Below are 16,610 nucleotides of genomic sequence, written 5' to 3'. Positions count from 1 at the left end.
GCAGCCCATCGCCAATCGCCTGCCCAACGCGCTCCCAAAGGAACCCGCGTAATCACTTCAGGACGAGCTTTTCTTCCAGGCGGTCGAGGTGTTTGTGCATCAGCCCCAAGGCCGCCTCGGCATCACCTTGCTCGACGGCATCGATGATTGCTGCATGTTCTTGCCACGCGCAGTGGTCACAGCACGGCGACTCGTAGCGGGCGATGATCAGTGAGGTCATCGGCACCAGCCCATTGAGAAAGCGTGCCAGTGGTGCGTTGGCCGCCACTTGCGCCAGTTTCAGGTGGAACTCGCCGCCCAGGCGGATCGCCGAACAGCGTTCGCCACTTTCATGGTGCTGGCGCTCGCGCTCCACCAGTTGCCGCAGCTGGCGAACCTGCGCCGGCCGGGCGCGTTGCGCGGCCAGGGTAATCAGCGTGGTCTCGGCCAGGCGCCGGGCGCTGAGTACCTGGCGTGCCTGGTCTGGGTCGGGCGCGGCCAGGTGTGCGGTGTGGCTGGGGCGCTGCACCACCACTTGCTGGTCGGACAGGCGCCCGAGCACGCGGCGGATCACCGTGCGGCTGACACCAAAGGCATGGCCCAGGGCCTCCTCGGGCAGCAGGCTGCCGGGTGGCAGGCGCTGTTCCAGAATGGCATCGAACAGGCGCGGGTAGATCTGCTCGGCCGACAGGCGGGTTTCACCGGCCGCGAGCAGGGCAGGCAAGTGGTGGGCGGCGTTCATGGTCGCTCTCCTGAAGTCATGGACGCGGATGTTCGTCCGGGATATTCAGCGCAATACCCATGCGCAGCCCTTCGGCCACGATATGCTGACGCATCTGGGCACTGGCCTTTGCACTGCTGCGCTCGCGAATGGCGCGTACCACCGCTTCGTTCTCCTTCAGCCGCGCGGCCAGGTGCTCTGGCGAGTTGCGCAGCATGTCGGCGCTCTGCTTCAGGGCATTGCCGGTTTGCTGCACCACACTCTGGAAGATCGGGTTGGTGGTCAGGGCGAACAGCGCCTCATGGAAGGCGATGTAGGCCTTGACCCCGGCTTCGCTGTCATCGGCCTCCAGCGCTTCACGCATGTCCATCAGGGTCAGCCGCAGTTGGCCAATGTCCTGGCTGTTGGCCGATTGCGCCACCAGGCCGACGATGAAGGGTTCGAGGGTGTAGCGCAGTTCCAGCACGTCGGCCAGGCTGGCCGCGGCGCTGGTGTCCACGCCTGCTTCATGGCTAATGGCATCGGCATCCAGCACCAGCACACCTTTGCCCGGCATTGAGCGCACAAGGCCCAGGGTTTCCAGCACGGTCACCGCTTCGCGCAGGCTCGGGCGGCTGATACCCAGTTGTTCGGCCAGCTCGCGCTGGCCTGGCAGCATGTCGCCGGTGCGCCATTGGCCGCGGGCCAGGGCCTGGCGCAGTTTTTCCACCACTGAGTTGACGACGGTCGATGAGCTGATCACGGTTCGCTCCTGCTAGGGCCGGCGTCTTCGCCGGCCACTTTCGGTCAAAATTCCTGTTGATGGTGTGTGTTGGGCTGTTTGCGCTGCGTGGGGTTAAAACCAAGTTTGCCATCGAGCACGTTCTGCGCGCGTTCCAGGTCAATGTCTTTTTCCCAGCGGGCGATGGCCACAGTAGCCACGCAGTTGCCGATCAGGTTGGTCAGCGCCCGGCCAATACCCATGAACCAGTCCACCGCCAGTACCAATACCAGCCCGACCACCGGAATGGCCGGTACGGCGGTCAGGGTGGCAGCGAGAATCACCAACGCCGAGCCTGGGATGCCGTGAGCGCCTTTGGAAGTCACCAGCGACACCAGCAGGATGGTCAGCAGGTCGGTCATTTCCAGCGGTGTGCCGGTGGCGTTGGCGATGAACACGATGGCCAGGGTCAGGTAGATGGAGAAACCATCGAGGTTGAACGAGTAGCCGGTCGGAATCACCAGGCCGACCGTGGAACTGCCAATGCCCAGGTGCTCCAGCTTGCGCATGATTTGTGGCAGTACGGCGTCGGAAGAAGCGGTGCCGAGAACGATGGTCAGCTCCTCACGCAGGTACTTGATCAACGGCAGCAGTTTGAGGCCCGACAGGCGCATGACGGTGCCCAGCACGATCAGTACGAAGCCGGCGCAGGTCAGGTAGAACAGCGCGACCAGGCCGCCCAGGTGCTGCAGCGATTCCAGGCCGTATTTGCTGGTGGTGAAGGCAATGGCGCCGAACACGCCGATCGGCGCCAGGCGCACGATCATGCCCATGATGCGGAAGATTACATGGCTCAGTTCGTTGATCAGCCGCGAAATGCCGGCGGCCGAGTCACCCACCAGGTTCAGCGCGCTGCCGAACAGTACCGAGAACAACAGCACCTGGAGAATGTTGTTGTCGGCGAAGGCGCCGATCACCGAAGTGGGGATCAGGTCCATGAAGAACGCCGTGGCGCCGTGAATGTGCTGGCCGCGCTCGGCCAAGCCGTTGGCATCAGCGGTGGACAGCTGGTCCAGGTGAATGTTGGCACCGCTACCAATGCCACTGCTGAAGGCGAACACCAGGCCGATCACCAGCGCCAGGGTGGTCAGCACTTCGAAGTAGATCACCGATTTCAGGCCGATGCGCCCGACCTTTTTCAGGTCGCCCGCCCCCGAGATGCCGCTGACCACCACGCAGAACACGATCAGGCCGATGAGCATCTTGATCAGCTTGATGAAGCCGTCGCCAAGAGGTTTGAGTTGCAGGGAGAGGTCGGGGAAGCTCAGACCGCAGGCGATGCCGAGGGCAAGGCCGAGTACGACTTGCAGGAAAATCGAACGCGAGCACCATTTGAGCATGGGAGGAGTCTCTGATCGGTGTCCTTGCTTCGGTAGCCGCACGGGGCGAAAGAGCGCAGGACTTAATTATTGTGGTCTTACCGGTTTGTTCAGCGCGAAGCCATAAAAGCGCGAAAAAACCCTGAGTGCAAGGTTTTTTGGCCTTACCGGTCTGACCAGTTATGGGGCAATCCGGCCTGCCAGGCTCTAGTTCGGTGCGTACCGTAGAGGGGGGGCGCGTGAACAGGTCAGGGCTTGGCCAGTGCCTGCTCCACTGCTGCAATCAGCTTGCCAAGATCCTTGGGCGGGGCGTTGTGAATGACACCGAACAGGTAGGCGCGCTGCTCCTCTTCGTCGTCCGGTTCGGCGAAGAAGTCCTTGGGTTTTACACCCAGCACCTGAGCGAACTCCATCAGTGCATCAATGCTGGGGGTATAGGTGCTGGTTTCGAAGCGGCTGATGGTCTTGGGGTCGAAGCCGGTCCGTTCGGCCAGTTGTGCCTGGGTCAGGCCCGCCAGCTTGCGGTAGCGGCGCAGGGCGAAACCCAAAGCTGATCTCGTCATCACTTAATTCCCATTTAGAATCAAGAACTTAACGATATCTATCGGCATGGCGCAACGCCATGATTGATCACCTTTGTTTTATTTATGTGATGAATTTCGTAGAATTCACGGCTTGACTGGCCAGTCATCGTCAACTTCCTTGCTTCGGTCGGCCTCGTGCCCCAACGGCGGGAAGCGCATTTGCCAATTGGAGCGGATCGCCATGGATCGGTTCCGGCGGCTGTCGATGAGCTGGGTACCGGTTCGTCAGTGAATGGAGTCTCATCGTGCGCCTCAACTTGCCGGTAACCCCGGTCGAGCAACGTTTCCCCTCAGATCAGCGGCTGATTTCTGCTACCGATACCGCCAGCCTGATCACCTACTGCAACCCTGAATTCGCTGCCATCAGCGGCTATAGCGAGGCCGAACTGATCGGCAGCCCGCACAACCTGGTGCGCCACCCGGACATGCCGCCGGCGGTGTACGAGCTGATGTGGCGCTACCTGAAAGCCGGCAAGAGCTGGATGGGTATCGTCAAGAACCGCTGCCGTAACGGCGACTACTACTGGGTCAACGCCTACGTCACGCCCATCCTCGAAGGCGGGCGGGTAGTGGGCTACGAGTCGGTGCGGGTGTGCCCCACCCGCGAGCAGGTGGCCCGTGCCGAGGCTTTGTATGCGCGGCTGCGTAACGGTCAAGCGGCATTGTCGGCGCCGCGCCGGTTGAGCTTGCTGGCGCAGGCCCTGGCCTTGCCACTGGCCGGGGGAGTGCTGGCAGTTGGCGCCCATCAGCTGTGGCCTGGCCTGGTGGGGCAGGGGCTGACGGTGGGGCTGTTCGTGGCCTATGGCTTGTGGGTGCGCAACGCCCTTGGGCGACAGCTTCAGCAGGTTGTGCAGGGCGCGCAAGGCACGTTTGCCGACCCGGTCGCCGCCTTGACCTACAGCGACCTGCCGGGTGCCGCCGGGCAGTTGCAACTGATGCTGATCAGCGAAGAGGCACGCCTGAAAACCGCATTGACGCGGCTAAGTGACCTGGCCGGGCAAATGGCGGTAGCCGCCCACGATGCCGGGCAGTTGTCGCGCAGCACCGAGGCGGCCTTGCTCAAGCAGCGTGCCGAAACTGACCTGAGCGCCACGGCAATGAATCAGATGGCCGCCTCTATCGGCGAAGTGGCCAATCACGTCCAGTTGACCGCCGCCGAGGCACACACCGCACACCTGCTGGCCGAGCAGGGTAGCCAGGTGGCCGATGCCAGCGGCGCGGCCATTCGGACCCTGGCCAGCACCGTGACGCAGATCAACCAGGCGGTCAGCCACCTCGCTGGTCAGACCGGTGCCATCGCCGAGGCTGCTGGGATGATTCGCGGCATTGCTGAGCAGACCAACCTGCTGGCCCTCAACGCCGCCATCGAGGCGGCGCGTGCAGGCGAGCAGGGCCGCGGTTTTGCCGTGGTCGCCGATGAGGTGCGGGCATTGGCCGACAAGACTCGCCAGTCGACCCTGCACATTCAGGCGATCATCGATGCCCTGCGCAGTGGCGCCGAGGAGGCCGTGGCGATCGCCAGCCAAGGCATCGATGGCGCCGAGCAGGGCGTTGCCCAGGTACAGGAAGCCCGGCAGGCGCTGCACGGCATTCGTGACGCGGTGCAGCGCATCAGTGACATGAGCCAACAGATGGCCACCGCCTCGCAGCAGCAGTCGGCGGTGGCCGAGGACGTTTCGCGGCAGATCAACGGCGTAGCCGGTATTGCCCAGCACAGCGCCCACAGCGCCAACGCCGCCGCCTCGCGCGGCGCCGAACTGGAACAGGTGTGCGCCGGATTGCGCGCCCTGGTGGAGCGCTTCAACCGCTAAGGCAGGATGCTTTATGGATGACAACTATCGCGCGGCCGTGGACGCGGCCGCGATCTTTTCCGAAACCGACCTGCGTGGGAACATCACTTACGTCAACCAGCAGTTCTGCAGCATCTCGGGCTACAGCCGTGAGGAGCTGCTGGGCGCCAACCACCGCATCCTCAACTCGGGCCTGCACGAGCCGGCGTTCTTCGTTGGCATGTGGCGTGCCCTGGCTGCCGGGCGGGTATGGAAGGGCGAGATCTGCAACCGGGCCAAGGACGGTTCGCTGTATTGGGTCGACAGCACCATGGTGCCATTGATCGACCCGCTGACCGGCCAGGTGCGCAAGTATGTGTCGATCCGCTTTGACGTCACCGAGAAACGCCAGCTGCTGCATACCCTGCAGTGGCGGGTGGGCCACGATGTGCTCACCGGCCTGCCCAACCGCGCCTACCTGTCCGACCTGCTGAATCAGGCCCTGGCCTACTCGCGCCGCGAAGACATTCCGCTGGCGGTGTGCATGCTCGACCTGGATGGGTTCAAGGCGGTCAATGACGGCTATGGGCATGCCGTGGGCGACTTGCTGCTGGTGGAAGTGGCGCAGCGCTTGAAGAGCATCCTGCGCGGTGGCGATGCCGTGGCCCGGCTTTCGGGCGACGAATTCGTGCTGATCCTGCGCGATGTCGATGATGAGCAGCAGTTGCATACAGCTCTGCGGCGGGTGTTGCGGGCATTGGCGGCGCCCTGTGTGGTACGTGAACACAGGCTTTCGCTCAGCGCCAGTATCGGCGTGACCCTGTACCCGCAGGATGACGAAGATGCCGACACCTTGGTGCGCCACGCCGACCAGGCCATGTATGTGGCCAAGCAGCGCGGGCGCAACCGCTATCACCTGTTCGACGTGTCGCAGGAGCAGGAGCTCAAGGCCACTCACCAGACTGTAGCGCGCGTGCGCCGGGCACTGCACAACGGTGAGCTGTGCCTTTACTACCAACCCAAGGTCAACCTGCGCAGCGGCCAGGTGCTGGGCTTCGAAGGGTTGTTGCGCTGGCAACGGCCAGGCCGTGGCGTGGTGCCGCCCGGCGACTTCCTGCCTTGGGTAGAGCAGACCGACCTGATCGTCGAAATCGGCGAGTGGGTGGTCGGCCAGGCGCTGAGCCAGCTGCAGGCCTGGCAGCGCCAAGGGCAGCCCTGGTCGTTGAGTGTGAATATCGCCGCACGGCATTTGCAGCGCAATGACTTCGCCGAGCGCCTGCAGCAGCTACTGGCAACGTACCCGGAGGTGGACCCGGCGCGGCTGGACCTGGAAATCGTCGAGTCGGTTGCCATCGACAACCTGCAGCACGTCAGCCGCTGCCTGGACGCCTGCCGTGCACTGGGCGTGCGTTTCTCGCTGGACGATTTCGGCACCGGTTATTCGTCGTTGAGTTACCTGAAACGCTTGCCGACCCAGACGATCAAGATCGACCAGTCGTTCGTGCGTGACATCCTTCACGACCAGGATGACCTGGCGCTGACGGCGGCGGTGATCGGCCTGGCCCGGGCGTTTGGCCGCGAGGTGATTGCCGAGGGGCTGGAGAGTGTCGAGCACGGCCGGGTGCTGATGGGCCTGGGCTGTGAGCTGGCGCAGGGTTACTGCATTGCTCGGCCGATGCCGGTCAATGAGGTGCAAGCCTGGGCACAGGCCTACCGGCAGCCGGAGCAATGGCGGGCCACGTGAACGCCCATTAGCGGGCCATGGTCTTGACCTCGGCCAGCACGGGGTGCGCCACCAGCTTGTCGATGTGCAAGGTGTCGTCGTTCATCCAGCGTTCGCTGAGCAGTCGGTAGTGTTCCATGTCGCGGCAGTGCAGGCGCAGGCTGTAGTCGAAGTGGCCACTGATCAGCTGGCATTCATGCACCTCCGGGCAGTTGTGCAAGGTGGCTTCGAAGGCCTTCTGTGCCGCGCGCCCGCTTTGGTTGGACAGGGCCGCCAGCACCAGCAGTGACACCCCGGGCGCCACCTTGTGCTGGTCGATGATTGCCCCATAGCCACGAATCACGCCACGTCGCTCCAGCTTGCGCACGCGCTCCAGGCAGGGGCGCGGGGTGAGGTGGACGAGGGTGGAGAGTTTTTCGAACGTGATACGACCGTCGTGGCGCAGGATGTCGATGATCGCTTCGTCGATGCGGTCGAGGGGGTGGGCATTGGTGTCCATGCGCGTGGGCTTCTTTCAGAAGTGGGCATGGACAGGTTAGGCGGTAAAGGGCGCTGCTGCACAGCAGCCCCAAGGTCTGTCAGGCGCATACGGAATCAGCCTTGGGCACCGCTCGCAACTCAACCTTGCGCGGCTGTAAAAGCGCATACAGATCCTTCGGATCCTCCAGCACCGGCACCAGCCCGATGTCCTTGCCGATACCCAGCGCCTGCGCCGTATCCAGCACATAACGCAGCGCCGAAAAATCCTCCAAGGCAAACCCGACCGAGTCGAACAGCGTCACCTGCTCGGCGTGCTCGCGGCCCTTGGCCTCACCCGCCACCACCCGCCAGAACTCGGTCACCGGCGAATCCGCCGGCATCTGCTGAATCTCGCCTTCAACCCGGCTTTGCGGCTCGTACTCGACAATCACCCGAGCCCGCTCGACTATTGCCCGGTGCAGTTCGGTCTTGCCTGGGCAGTCACCGCCCACGGCGTTCAGGTGCATGCCCGGCTCGATCATCTCGGGGGTGAGGATGGTGGCGTAGGCTTTGTCGGCGGTCACCGTGGTGACGATATCGGCACCGCGCACCGCATCGGCCACGGAGCGTGCGATGGTCAGCTTGAGGCCGGGGCGGTTGGCCAGGTTGGCGACCAGCTTGGCCGAGGCGGCGGGGTCGATGTCGAACAGGCGTATTTCGTCAATGCCCAGCAGGGTATTGAAGGCGATGGCCTGAAACTCGCTTTGCGAGCCATTGCCGATCAGCGCCATGCTGCGGCTGTCCTCTCGCGCCAGGTAGCGGGCGGCCAGGGCCGAGGTGGCCGCCGTGCGAATGGCCGTGATCAGGGTCATCTCGCTGAGCAGCAACGGTGCGCCGGTATCGATGCTGGCCAGTGCGCCGAAGGCCATCACCGTGGGCAGGCCGTGGCGGGTGTTCTTCGGGTGGCCGTTGACGTACTTGAAGGCGTAGCGACTGGCATCGGCAACCGGCATCAGCTCGATCACCCCGTCCGCGCAATGGTTGGCAACCCGGGCGCATTTCTCGAAGGCGGGCCAGCGCAGGTAGTCCTGGCGGATGTATTCGGCCATTTCCAGCAGGCAGGTAGGCAGGCCTTTGCGGTTGACCAGGCGGGCCAGGTCTTGCACATCGATAAAGCGGGTCATGAGGGGTCTCCCTGCGGCGACGCTTCCAGAGTGGGCACTGGGTTCATTGTGCGGTGTGCAGGGAGGTAAAGCTGGCTGTAATGGGCCCTGGCGGCAGCGGCTACGGCTGATTTGGAGACACTGACAGCCGAAACGGCTGTGGGGAGCCTAAACCTGCCAATGGATTCAGTGCGCCCGCAAACGCTTGTACAGCGTAGTGCGGCTGATACCCAGCCCCCGCGCCACCGCCGACAGGTTGCCATTGGCTTGCTCGACCAGGGTCTGCAGGTCCGTCTCTTCGGTCGTCACCCGTACCGGTAGCTGCGACTCGGCCAGAAAGCCCGCAGGCAGGTGCTCGATGCCGACCGGTCCGTTGCCCGCCAGCGCCAGTGCCACCTGCAGCACGCTCACCAGCTCGCGCAGGTTGCCTGGCCATGGGTGTTGATCGAGCAGGTCGATAATGGCCGGGGGCAGCCGCGCAGGTTGCCCGGGGTCGCGGTAGCGGGCATGTAGCTGCTCAATCAACTGACGCCGGTCACTGCGCTCGCGCAGCGCAGGCAATACCACGGCCAGCCCGGCGATGCGGTAGTACAGGTCCTGGCGAAAGCGCCCGGCGCGCACTTCTTCGGCCAGGTCGCGGTTGCTCGCCGACACCACGCGGATATCTACCGCTACCGGCTCGCCGCTACCCAGTGGCTGGATAGTGCGTGACTGCAGCACACGCAGCAGGCGGGCTTGAGTGGGCAGTGGCATGTCGCCTATTTCGTCGAGAAACAGGATGCCGTGGTCGGCTTTGCGGATCAGCCCCAGGTTGCCCTTGTGGTGGGCGCCGGTGAACGCGCCTTTGTCGTAGCCGAACAGTTCCGACTCCACCAGTTCGGCTGGGATCGCCGCACAGTTGACGGCAATCAGCGGCTGATTGGCGCGGCTGCTGGCCCGGTGCAAGGTTTCGACGAACACTTCCTTGCCTACGCCGGTTTCACCCTGCACCAACACCGGGATGTCCTTTTCCAGCAACAGGCCGGCCTGTTGCAACGCTTTATCCAGGCGCGCCTCGCCACTGCCAGCCTCGCGGCGGCGTGTGGCTTCGCGCGCAGGGTGCCACTGGCAATGGAAGCGGTTGCGCCCCGTGGCCTGCAGGGCGAAGGGCTGTTGCTGGGGATGGCTGAGCAGCTGCTGCAGGGGCAACTGGAACAGTTGCTCGATGTTCTGTTGCAGCGGGTTGCCGCCGAGCAGGCTGTCGGCCCGGTGATTGGCAGCCATGACCTGTCCGCGCTCATCGAATACCAGCAGGCCGGCCCAGGGGCTGTCGAGGTTGTCAGAGGCGCTGTTGAAGATCAGCTGTGCATGCTGGTCGGCATGTTCGGCGAGGATCAGGCGGTTTTCCAGGCTTTGGCCCATCATGCGTACCAAGCCAAGCGTCTGGCTGGCCGGCAAGTAGCCGTCGCTCGCTACGTCGAGCACCCCGACCAGTTGTCGTGCGGCGTCGAACAGGGGGGCGGCGGCGCTGGACATGTAGCGGTTCTGCCGCAGGAAGTGCTCGTCCTGGCCGACGTGAATCGCCTCGGCGCAAATCAGTGCGGTGCCCAGGGCATTGGTGCCCACGCCACGCTCGTGCCAATGGGCGCCTGCGCTGAAGCCGTGCTGTTGGTGCGGTTCGATGAAGCGTCGCGAGCCCCAGCTGTCGAGCAGGCAGCCACCGGCATCGGCCAGCATCACCAGGTAGCTGGCATTGCCCAGCAGGTGCGCGTATTGCGGCAGCACTTCCTCGCGGGTCAGGCGTAGCAGCGCCTGGCGCCGCTCCAGCAGGGCGCTTAGCTCGGTACGGGTCAGGCAGTCGAAGTCCGGTGCGTGCTGTGGTTGCAGGCCGTGATCGCGGCAGCGGGCCCAGGACGCCTGGATCAGTTGGGTGTGGGTCGACGCGGATGCGGCCATGGGCCTGTCCTGGGTGGTTGTTGTTATGGGCGGACCGCTGTTCAGTGTTGTTCACCGCTGTTCATTGTCAAACCGGCAAGTGTTCAGTTGTTCAGTGATTGTGTTCACTTGTGAACCCGCGATTTGCCCGTTCTGCCATCCAGGCCCCGGACCAGAGCGCCGGGGAATGACTGGCACGAAACTGGCTGTGCTCGGCGGACAACCCTCACAAAAAGGCCACGCCATGTCCCTGGTGCTGGAGCAGGTCAGCCGCAGTGTCGACAACCAGCCCTGGGTCGTCGATGCCTCACTGCGTTTCGAGCCCGGTTCGTTCAACGTGCTGTTGGGCCGTACCCTGGCGGGCAAGACCAGCCTGATGCGCCTGATGGCCGGGCTCGACCGCCCGGACCGGGGGCGGGTGCTGATGGACGGCCAGGACGTCACCGGCGTGCCGGTGCGCCAGCGCAATGTGTCGATGGTGTATCAGCAGTTCATCAATTACCCGACCTTGAGCGTGTACGAGAACATCGCCTCGCCGCTGCGCCAGGCGCGCATGGCCGAGGACCAGATCCGCCGCCGGGTGCAGGAAACCGCCGAGATGCTGCGCATCGAAACCTACCTGCAGCGCCTGCCGCTTGAGCTTTCCGGTGGCCAGCAGCAGCGCACGGCGATGGCCAGGGCGTTGGTCAAGGACGCCTCGTTGATCCTGTTCGACGAGCCATTGGTCAACCTCGACTACAAGTTGCGCGAGGGCCTGCGCCAAGAGCTGCGTGAGCTGTTCGCGGCCCGCCATTGCATTGCTGTGTACGCTACCACCGAGCCCAACGAGGCGCTGGCGCTGGGCGGCACCACTACCCTGGTGCACGAAGGCCGCATCGTGCAAAGCGGGCCCACCGCCGAGGTGTACCAGCGCCCGTGCAGCGTGCTGGCTGCCGAGTTGTTTTCCGAGCCGCCGATCAACCTGGTGCCCGGCCGTATCAGTGGCAACGAGGTGAGCCTGGCCCAGGCCGTGCACTTTGCCCGCAATGCCGATTTGCAGCCGTTGGCCGAGGGCGACTACCGCTTTGGCGTGCGCCCCAGCCATATCACCCTGGTGCCGGCCCATGACGATGACCTGGAATTGGCGGTGCTGGTGGAACTGGCAGAGATCAGTGGTTCAGAAACCTTTCTGCATGTGCGCAACGAATTCTGGCGCATGGTCCTGCACCTGCCTGGGGTGCACGAATACCAGGTGGATACGCCGATCCGTGTGTTCATCCCCACGCACAAGCTGTTCGTCTTCGACAGCGCCGGGGTGTTGGTGCAGGCCCCGGGGCTGCGCCAGGCAAGGAGAGGGTAATGGCCGAAATTCGCCTGCGCCAACTGGCGCACAGTTACAGTCGCCAGCCCGCCAGCGAGGCAGACTATGCCCTGCACGCGCTGGAACATGTGTGGGAGCAGGGCGGTGCTTATGCCTTGCTCGGGCCATCGGGCTGCGGCAAGTCGACGTTGCTCAATATCATTTCCGGGCTGCTGACACCGTCCCATGGCGAGGTGCTGTTCGACGGCAAACCGGTCAACCAGTTGTCACCGCAGGCGCGCAACATCGCTCAGGTGTTCCAGTTTCCGGTGGTGTACGACACCATGACGGTGTTCGACAACCTGGCTTTTCCCCTGCGCAACCAGGGGCTGGACGAAGCGCGTGTGCGTGCCCGGGTGGAAGAAATTGCCGAGGTGCTCGACCTGGCTGGCGTGCTGCGCAAGAAGGCACGCAACCTCAGTGCCGACGAAAAGCAAAAGGTCTCGATGGGGCGTGGCCTGGTGCGCGATGACGTATCGGCAATCCTGTTCGACGAGCCGCTGACGGTGATCGACCCGCACCTGAAATGGAAGCTGCGGCGCAAGCTGAAGCAGATCCATGAGCAGTTCAACATCACCATGATCTACGTCACCCATGACCAGCTGGAGGCCTCTACCTTCGCCGACAAGATCGCAGTGATGCACGGTGGGCGCATCGTCCAGTTCGGCACCCCGCGCGAGCTGTTCGAGCGACCGCGACATACGTTTGTCGGCTACTTCATCGGCAGCCCCGGGATGAACCTGATTGACGTGCGCGCCGAGACAGATGCAGTGGTGTTCGGTGATGTCCGCCTGGCGCTGCCCGATGGCCTGCGCGAGCGCCTGGCGGCGATGGCGGGTGGGCGATTGCAAGTGGGTATTCGCCCGGAGTTCGTGCAGCTGTGGGACGGCCCGTTCGATGATGCCCACCCGGCGCGGGTGCTGGATGTCGAAGACCTGGGTACCTACCGCATCGTCACCCTCGAACTGGGCGGTGTCGCGCTCAAGGCGCGGCTGAGCGAGGATCGCCCGTTGCCCGTGGAGCTGGCCTGGGTCAGCCTGCCCGCACAGTGGCTGATGCTGTACGTCGACGATGTGCTGCTGGAGGCCGGGCCATGATCAACAAGGTGCCGAACAACAAGGCGTGGTGGCTGGTGCTGCCGGTGTTTCTGCTGGTGGCATTCAGTGCGGTGGTGCCGATGATGACGGTGGTCAACTATTCGGTGCAGGACATCTTCGACCAGTCCAACCGCTACTTCGTCGGCGCCGACTGGTACCGCCAGGTGCTGCGCGACCCGGCGCTGCACGATGCGTTGCTGCGCCAGTTCATCTACTCCGCCTGCGTGCTGCTGATCGAGATCCCGCTGGGTATCGGCATTGCCCTGACCATGCCAACCAAAGGCCGTATGGCCTCGGTGTGCCTGATCATCATGGCTATTCCGTTGCTGATTCCGTGGAACGTGGTTGGCACTATCTGGCAGATTTTCGGCCGTGCCGACATCGGCCTGCTCGGCGCCACCCTGGCCAAGCTTGGGGTCAGCTACAACTACGCCGGCGACCCGTTCGACGCCTGGCTCACCGTGCTGGTGATGGATGTGTGGCACTGGACCTCGTTGGTGGCGTTGCTGTGCTATTCGGGGCTGCGTGCCATCCCCGACGTGTACTACCAGGCCGCGCGCATCGACCGTGCCTCGGGCTGGGCCGTGTTCCGCCATATCCAACTGCCCAAGCTGAAGAACGTGCTGCTGATCGCGGTGATGCTGCGCTTCATGGACAGCTTCATGATCTACACCGAGCCATTCGTGCTGACCGGTGGTGGGCCTGGCAACGCGACCACGTTCCTCAGCCAGACCCTCACACGCATGGCCGTGGGGCAGTTCGACCTGGGCCCGGCAGCGGCGTTCTCGCTGGTGTACTTCCTGATCATCCTGCTGGTGTCGTGGCTGTTCTACACAGCCATGACCCATGCCGACAAGGACTAGGCCATGAGCACGCGCAAATCGCTGGCCCTGCTGCTGTACTTCTTCTTTCTGCTGGTGCCGATCTACTGGCTGCTGAACATGTCGTTCAAGAGCAACACCGAGATCCTGGGTGGCCTGACCCTGTGGCCGCAGGCGTTCACCCTCGACAACTACCGGGTGATCTTCACCGATGCCAGCTGGTACAGCGGCTACATCAACTCGCTGTACTACGTGTGCCTGAACACGCTGATTTCCTTGCTGGTGGCGTTGCCGGCGGCCTATGCCTTCTCGCGCTACCGCTTCCTTGGCGACCGGCACCTGTTCTTCTGGCTGCTGACCAACCGCATGGCGCCACCTGCGGTGTTCCTGCTGCCGTTCTTCCAGCTGTACTCGTCAATTGGCCTGTTCGATACCCATATCGCCGTGGCCCTGGCCCATTGCCTGTTCAACGTACCGCTGGCGGTGTGGATTCTGGAGGGGTTCATGTCGGGGGTGCCGAAGGAGATCGACGAAACGGCCTACATCGACGGCTACAGCTTTGCGCGCTTTTTCGTGAAGATTTTCATTCCGCTGATTGGCTCCGGTATCGGCGTCACGGCGTTTTTCTGCTTCATGTTCTCCTGGGTCGAACTGCTGTTGGCGCGCACCCTGACGTCGGTGAATGCCAAGCCGATTGCCGCAGTGATGACCCGCACCGTGTCGGCATCAGGTATCGACTGGGGCGTGCTGGCGGCGGCGGGGGTACTGACCATCTTGCCGGGCATGCTGGTGATCTGGTTCGTGCGCAACCATGTGGCCAAGGGCTTTGCCCTGGGCCGGGTGTGAGGAGGGCGACGCATGGAGTGGATGGCCTGGACCTTGCCGACGGCGCTGTTTTTCGTCGCCATAGGCATGCTGCTGCTGAGCATGACCCTGCTTGAACTGCGTCGCCCGTGCGTGGAGCGACGGGGCTTCTTGCCGCTGGTCACCAGCCGTGGTGACCGCTTGTTCATCGGCCTGCTGGCCAGCGCCTACCTGCACCTGCTGGTGGTCGGCGTCAGCGACTGGCCATTGTGGGTGGCCTCGCTGCTGTCGCTGGCGTGGCTGGTGGTGGTACTGCGCTGGGGCTGAGCGAGCGGCCCTGTGGGATAACTGAAACGGGAGATCACAATGTTCGATAACAAGCACAACAGGCGACATTTGACCCTGGCCGCATTGCTGGTGCTGGCCAGCGTGCAAGGCTCAGCCTGGGCCGACCAGTACGAAGATGCGGCCAAAAAATGGATCGGCAGCGAGTTCAAGCCTTCGACCCTTACCCCAGAGCAGCAGTTGGCTGAACTGCAGTGGTTTATCAAGGCCGCCGAGCCGTTCCGTGGGATGAAGATCAATGTGGTGTCGGAAACCATCACCACCCATGAATACGAGTCCAAGGTGCTGGCCAAGGCTTTCAGCGAGATCACCGGCATCCAGCTGACCCACGACCTGCTGCAGGAAGGCGACGTGGTGGAAAAGCTGCAGACACAGATGCAGTCGGACAAGAACATCTACGACGGCTGGGTCAATGACTCCGACCTGATCGGTACGCACTTTCGCTACGGCAAGGTCGAATCGATCACCGACCTGATGGCTAACGAGGGCAAGGACTACACCTCGCCGACCCTCGACCTGAAGGACTTCATCGGTATTTCGTTCACCACCGCGCCTGATGGCAAGGTCTATCAGTTGCCCGATCAGCAGTTCGCCAACCTGTACTGGTTCCGTGCCGACTGGTTCGAACGGCCTGAGCTGAAAGCCAAGTTCAAGGAGAAGTACGGCTACGAGCTGGGTGTGCCGGTGAACTGGTCGGCCTACGAGGACATTGCCAAGTTCTTCACCGAAGACGTCAAGGAGATCGACGGCAAGCGCGTCTATGGCCATATGGACTACGGCAAGAAAGACCCATCGCTGGGCTGGCGCTTTACCGATGCGTGGTTCTCCATGGCCGGCGGCGGCGACAAGGGGCTTCCCAACGGTTTGCCGGTGGATGAATGGGGCATTCGTGTGGAGGACTGCCACCCGGTGGGCTCCAGCGTGACCCGTGGCGGCGACACCAATGGGCCGGCCGCCGTCTATGCCACGCAGAAGTATGTGGACTGGATGCGCGCCTACGCGCCCAAGGAAGCCCAGGGCATGACCTTCTCCGAAGCCGGCCCGGTGCCGGCGCAGGGCAACATCGCCCAGCAGATCTTCTGGTACACCGCGTTCACCGCCGACATGACCAAGCCCGGCTTGCCGGTGGTGAATGCCGACGGCACACCGAAGTGGCGCATGGCGCCCTCGCCGAAGGGGCCGTATTGGGAGGAGGGGATGAAACTGGGCTACCAGGACACCGGCTCGTGGACGTTCTTCAAGTCCACCCCCGAGAAGCAACGGCTGGCGGCATGGTTGTATGCCCAATTCGTCACCTCCAAGACCGTGTCGCTGAAAAAGACCATCGTCGGCCTGACGCCGATTCGTGAGTCGGACATCAACTCCCAGGCCATGACCGAGCTGGCGCCCAAGCTCGGTGGGCTGGTCGAGTTCTATCGCAGCCCGGCGCGGGTGCAGTGGACGCCAACCGGCACCAACGTGCCGGACTATCCGCGCTTGGCGCAGTTGTGGTGGAGCCATATTGCCGAAGTGGCCAGTGGCGAGAAGACCCCGCAGGAGGCGCTGGATGGACTGGCCCGCGACCAGGATCGCATGATGGAACGCTTGCAACGCTCCAATGCCCAGGCGACCTGTGCACCGAAGCTGAACCCAGAGAAGGACGCACAGTACTGGTTCGACCAGCCGGGTGCACCGAAGCCCAAGCTGGCCAACGAAAAGCCCAAAGGCGAGACGGTCAGCTACAACGAACTGTTGAAGTCGTGGGAGGCGGCCAGGAAGTGATTGGCTGAACATCGCGAAGAGGCGGTGCAGCCACCGAAAAATCACAGGCAAA

The 16,610-nt window shown here is 63.5% G+C and carries 15 protein-coding genes and 1 pseudogene; 9 read left to right on the top strand and 7 right to left on the bottom strand.

Annotated features, from left to right (window positions below; translation table 11 throughout):
- Window positions 1-52: 52 nt before the first annotated feature.
- From DM807_RS16575 to DM807_RS16560, 4 genes are all read right to left on the bottom strand, one after another.
- Entirely contained in the window at window positions 53-721 is a 669-nt protein-coding gene (locus tag DM807_RS16575) for a GntR family transcriptional regulator (protein WP_012271544.1), read from the bottom strand.
- Window positions 722-737: 16 nt separating this feature from the next.
- On the bottom strand, window positions 738-1,442 hold the full coding sequence (locus DM807_RS16570; protein WP_179027567.1) for an FCD domain-containing protein: 705 nt from the start codon (window positions 1,440-1,442) through the stop codon (window positions 738-740).
- A gap of 44 nt (window positions 1,443-1,486) precedes the next feature.
- Window positions 1,487-2,800, bottom strand: coding sequence for a C4-dicarboxylate transporter DctA (locus DM807_RS16565; RefSeq protein ID WP_012271546.1), 1,314 nt, complete (start codon window positions 2,798-2,800; stop codon window positions 1,487-1,489).
- Window positions 2,801-3,027: 227 nt separating this feature from the next.
- The gene (locus DM807_RS16560; protein ID WP_012271547.1) at window positions 3,028-3,342 is read right to left on the bottom strand and encodes a helix-turn-helix domain-containing protein; all 315 of its coding nucleotides are present in this window, start codon (window positions 3,340-3,342) and stop codon (window positions 3,028-3,030) included.
- Window positions 3,343-3,608: 266 nt separating this feature from the next.
- On the opposite strand from DM807_RS16560, the pseudogene DM807_RS28140 reads away from it, so the two are divergent.
- The 3 genes and pseudogenes from DM807_RS28140 to DM807_RS16550 form a co-directional block, all read left to right on the top strand.
- Window positions 3,609-3,890, top strand: a pseudogene (locus DM807_RS28140) (PAS domain-containing protein); the annotation flags it as partial.
- A gap of 408 nt (window positions 3,891-4,298) precedes the next feature.
- Window positions 4,299-5,174, top strand: coding sequence for a methyl-accepting chemotaxis protein (locus DM807_RS28135; protein ID WP_370739333.1), 876 nt, complete (start codon window positions 4,299-4,301; stop codon window positions 5,172-5,174).
- A gap of 13 nt (window positions 5,175-5,187) precedes the next feature.
- The gene (locus DM807_RS16550; RefSeq protein WP_179027566.1) at window positions 5,188-6,876 is read left to right on the top strand and encodes a putative bifunctional diguanylate cyclase/phosphodiesterase; all 1,689 of its coding nucleotides are present in this window, start codon (window positions 5,188-5,190) and stop codon (window positions 6,874-6,876) included.
- Window positions 6,877-6,883: 7 nt separating this feature from the next.
- Here the strand turns inward: DM807_RS16550 and DM807_RS16545 are convergent, their stop codons facing one another.
- From DM807_RS16545 to DM807_RS16535, 3 genes are all read right to left on the bottom strand, one after another.
- Window positions 6,884-7,354, bottom strand: a complete 471-nt coding sequence (locus DM807_RS16545) for an Lrp/AsnC family transcriptional regulator (protein WP_060493067.1) — start codon at window positions 7,352-7,354, stop codon at window positions 6,884-6,886.
- 79 nt (window positions 7,355-7,433) lie between these two features.
- Entirely contained in the window at window positions 7,434-8,498 is a 1,065-nt protein-coding gene (locus DM807_RS16540; protein WP_179027565.1) for an ornithine cyclodeaminase, read from the bottom strand.
- 165 nt (window positions 8,499-8,663) lie between these two features.
- Window positions 8,664-10,412, bottom strand: a complete 1,749-nt coding sequence (locus DM807_RS16535; protein WP_060493066.1) for a sigma-54-dependent Fis family transcriptional regulator — start codon at window positions 10,410-10,412, stop codon at window positions 8,664-8,666.
- A 223-nt stretch (window positions 10,413-10,635) separates the two neighbouring features.
- On the opposite strand from DM807_RS16535, the gene DM807_RS16530 reads away from it, so the two are divergent.
- The 6 genes from DM807_RS16530 to DM807_RS16505 are packed head-to-tail and all read left to right on the top strand — an operon-like array spanning window position 10,636 to window position 16,558.
- Window positions 10,636-11,730: an ABC transporter ATP-binding protein gene (locus tag DM807_RS16530; protein WP_060514160.1), complete on the top strand. Its 1,095-nt coding sequence runs from the start codon at window positions 10,636-10,638 to the stop codon at window positions 11,728-11,730.
- The gene (locus DM807_RS16525; RefSeq protein ID WP_179027564.1) at window positions 11,730-12,827 is read left to right on the top strand and encodes an ABC transporter ATP-binding protein; all 1,098 of its coding nucleotides are present in this window, start codon (window positions 11,730-11,732) and stop codon (window positions 12,825-12,827) included. Before DM807_RS16530 ends, DM807_RS16525 begins: the two co-directional genes overlap by 1 nt.
- On the top strand, window positions 12,827-13,690 hold the full coding sequence (locus DM807_RS16520; RefSeq protein WP_041166682.1) for a carbohydrate ABC transporter permease: 864 nt from the start codon (window positions 12,827-12,829) through the stop codon (window positions 13,688-13,690). The genes DM807_RS16525 and DM807_RS16520 overlap by 1 nt, the downstream gene beginning before the upstream one ends.
- Window positions 13,691-13,693: 3 nt before the next feature.
- Window positions 13,694-14,494: a carbohydrate ABC transporter permease gene (locus tag DM807_RS16515; RefSeq protein ID WP_012271556.1), complete on the top strand. Its 801-nt coding sequence runs from the start codon at window positions 13,694-13,696 to the stop codon at window positions 14,492-14,494.
- A 12-nt stretch (window positions 14,495-14,506) separates the two neighbouring features.
- Window positions 14,507-14,779, top strand: a complete 273-nt coding sequence (locus tag DM807_RS16510) for a DUF2160 domain-containing protein (protein ID WP_012271557.1) — start codon at window positions 14,507-14,509, stop codon at window positions 14,777-14,779.
- A 39-nt stretch (window positions 14,780-14,818) separates the two neighbouring features.
- The gene (locus DM807_RS16505; RefSeq protein WP_012271558.1) at window positions 14,819-16,558 is read left to right on the top strand and encodes an ABC transporter substrate-binding protein; all 1,740 of its coding nucleotides are present in this window, start codon (window positions 14,819-14,821) and stop codon (window positions 16,556-16,558) included.
- Window positions 16,559-16,610 lie beyond the last annotated feature (52 nt).

Source organism: Pseudomonas hunanensis (genome assembly GCF_013393325.1).
GTDB lineage: Bacteria > Pseudomonadota > Gammaproteobacteria > Pseudomonadales > Pseudomonadaceae > Aquipseudomonas > Aquipseudomonas putida_P.
The sequence above is the reverse complement of the archived record's forward strand: the minus strand, read 5'-3'. Positions and strand labels throughout refer to the sequence as shown.

Bases quoted from the DNA above. Each gene is read 5' to 3' on its own strand.
- DM807_RS16575 (WP_012271544.1), bottom strand. From the start codon at position 721: ATGAACGCCGCCCACCACTTGCCTGCCCTGCTCGCGGCCGGTGAAACC.
- DM807_RS16565 (WP_012271546.1), bottom strand. From the start codon at position 2,800: ATGCTCAAATGGTGCTCGCGTTCGATTTTCCTGCAAGTCGTACTCGGC.
- DM807_RS16560 (WP_012271547.1), bottom strand. From the start codon at position 3,342: ATGACGAGATCAGCTTTGGGTTTCGCCCTGCGCCGCTACCGCAAGCTG.
- DM807_RS28135 (WP_370739333.1), top strand. From the start codon at position 4,299: ATGCTGATCAGCGAAGAGGCACGCCTGAAAACCGCATTGACGCGGCTA.
- DM807_RS16550 (WP_179027566.1), top strand. From the start codon at position 5,188: ATGGATGACAACTATCGCGCGGCCGTGGACGCGGCCGCGATCTTTTCC.
- DM807_RS16545 (WP_060493067.1), bottom strand. From the start codon at position 7,354: ATGGACACCAATGCCCACCCCCTCGACCGCATCGACGAAGCGATCATC.
- DM807_RS16540 (WP_179027565.1), bottom strand. From the start codon at position 8,498: ATGACCCGCTTTATCGATGTGCAAGACCTGGCCCGCCTGGTCAACCGC.
- DM807_RS16535 (WP_060493066.1), bottom strand. From the start codon at position 10,412: ATGGCCGCATCCGCGTCGACCCACACCCAACTGATCCAGGCGTCCTGG.
- DM807_RS16530 (WP_060514160.1), top strand. From the start codon at position 10,636: ATGTCCCTGGTGCTGGAGCAGGTCAGCCGCAGTGTCGACAACCAGCCC.
- DM807_RS16525 (WP_179027564.1), top strand. From the start codon at position 11,730: ATGGCCGAAATTCGCCTGCGCCAACTGGCGCACAGTTACAGTCGCCAG.
- DM807_RS16515 (WP_012271556.1), top strand. From the start codon at position 13,694: ATGAGCACGCGCAAATCGCTGGCCCTGCTGCTGTACTTCTTCTTTCTG.
- DM807_RS16510 (WP_012271557.1), top strand. From the start codon at position 14,507: ATGGAGTGGATGGCCTGGACCTTGCCGACGGCGCTGTTTTTCGTCGCC.
- DM807_RS16505 (WP_012271558.1), top strand. From the start codon at position 14,819: ATGTTCGATAACAAGCACAACAGGCGACATTTGACCCTGGCCGCATTG.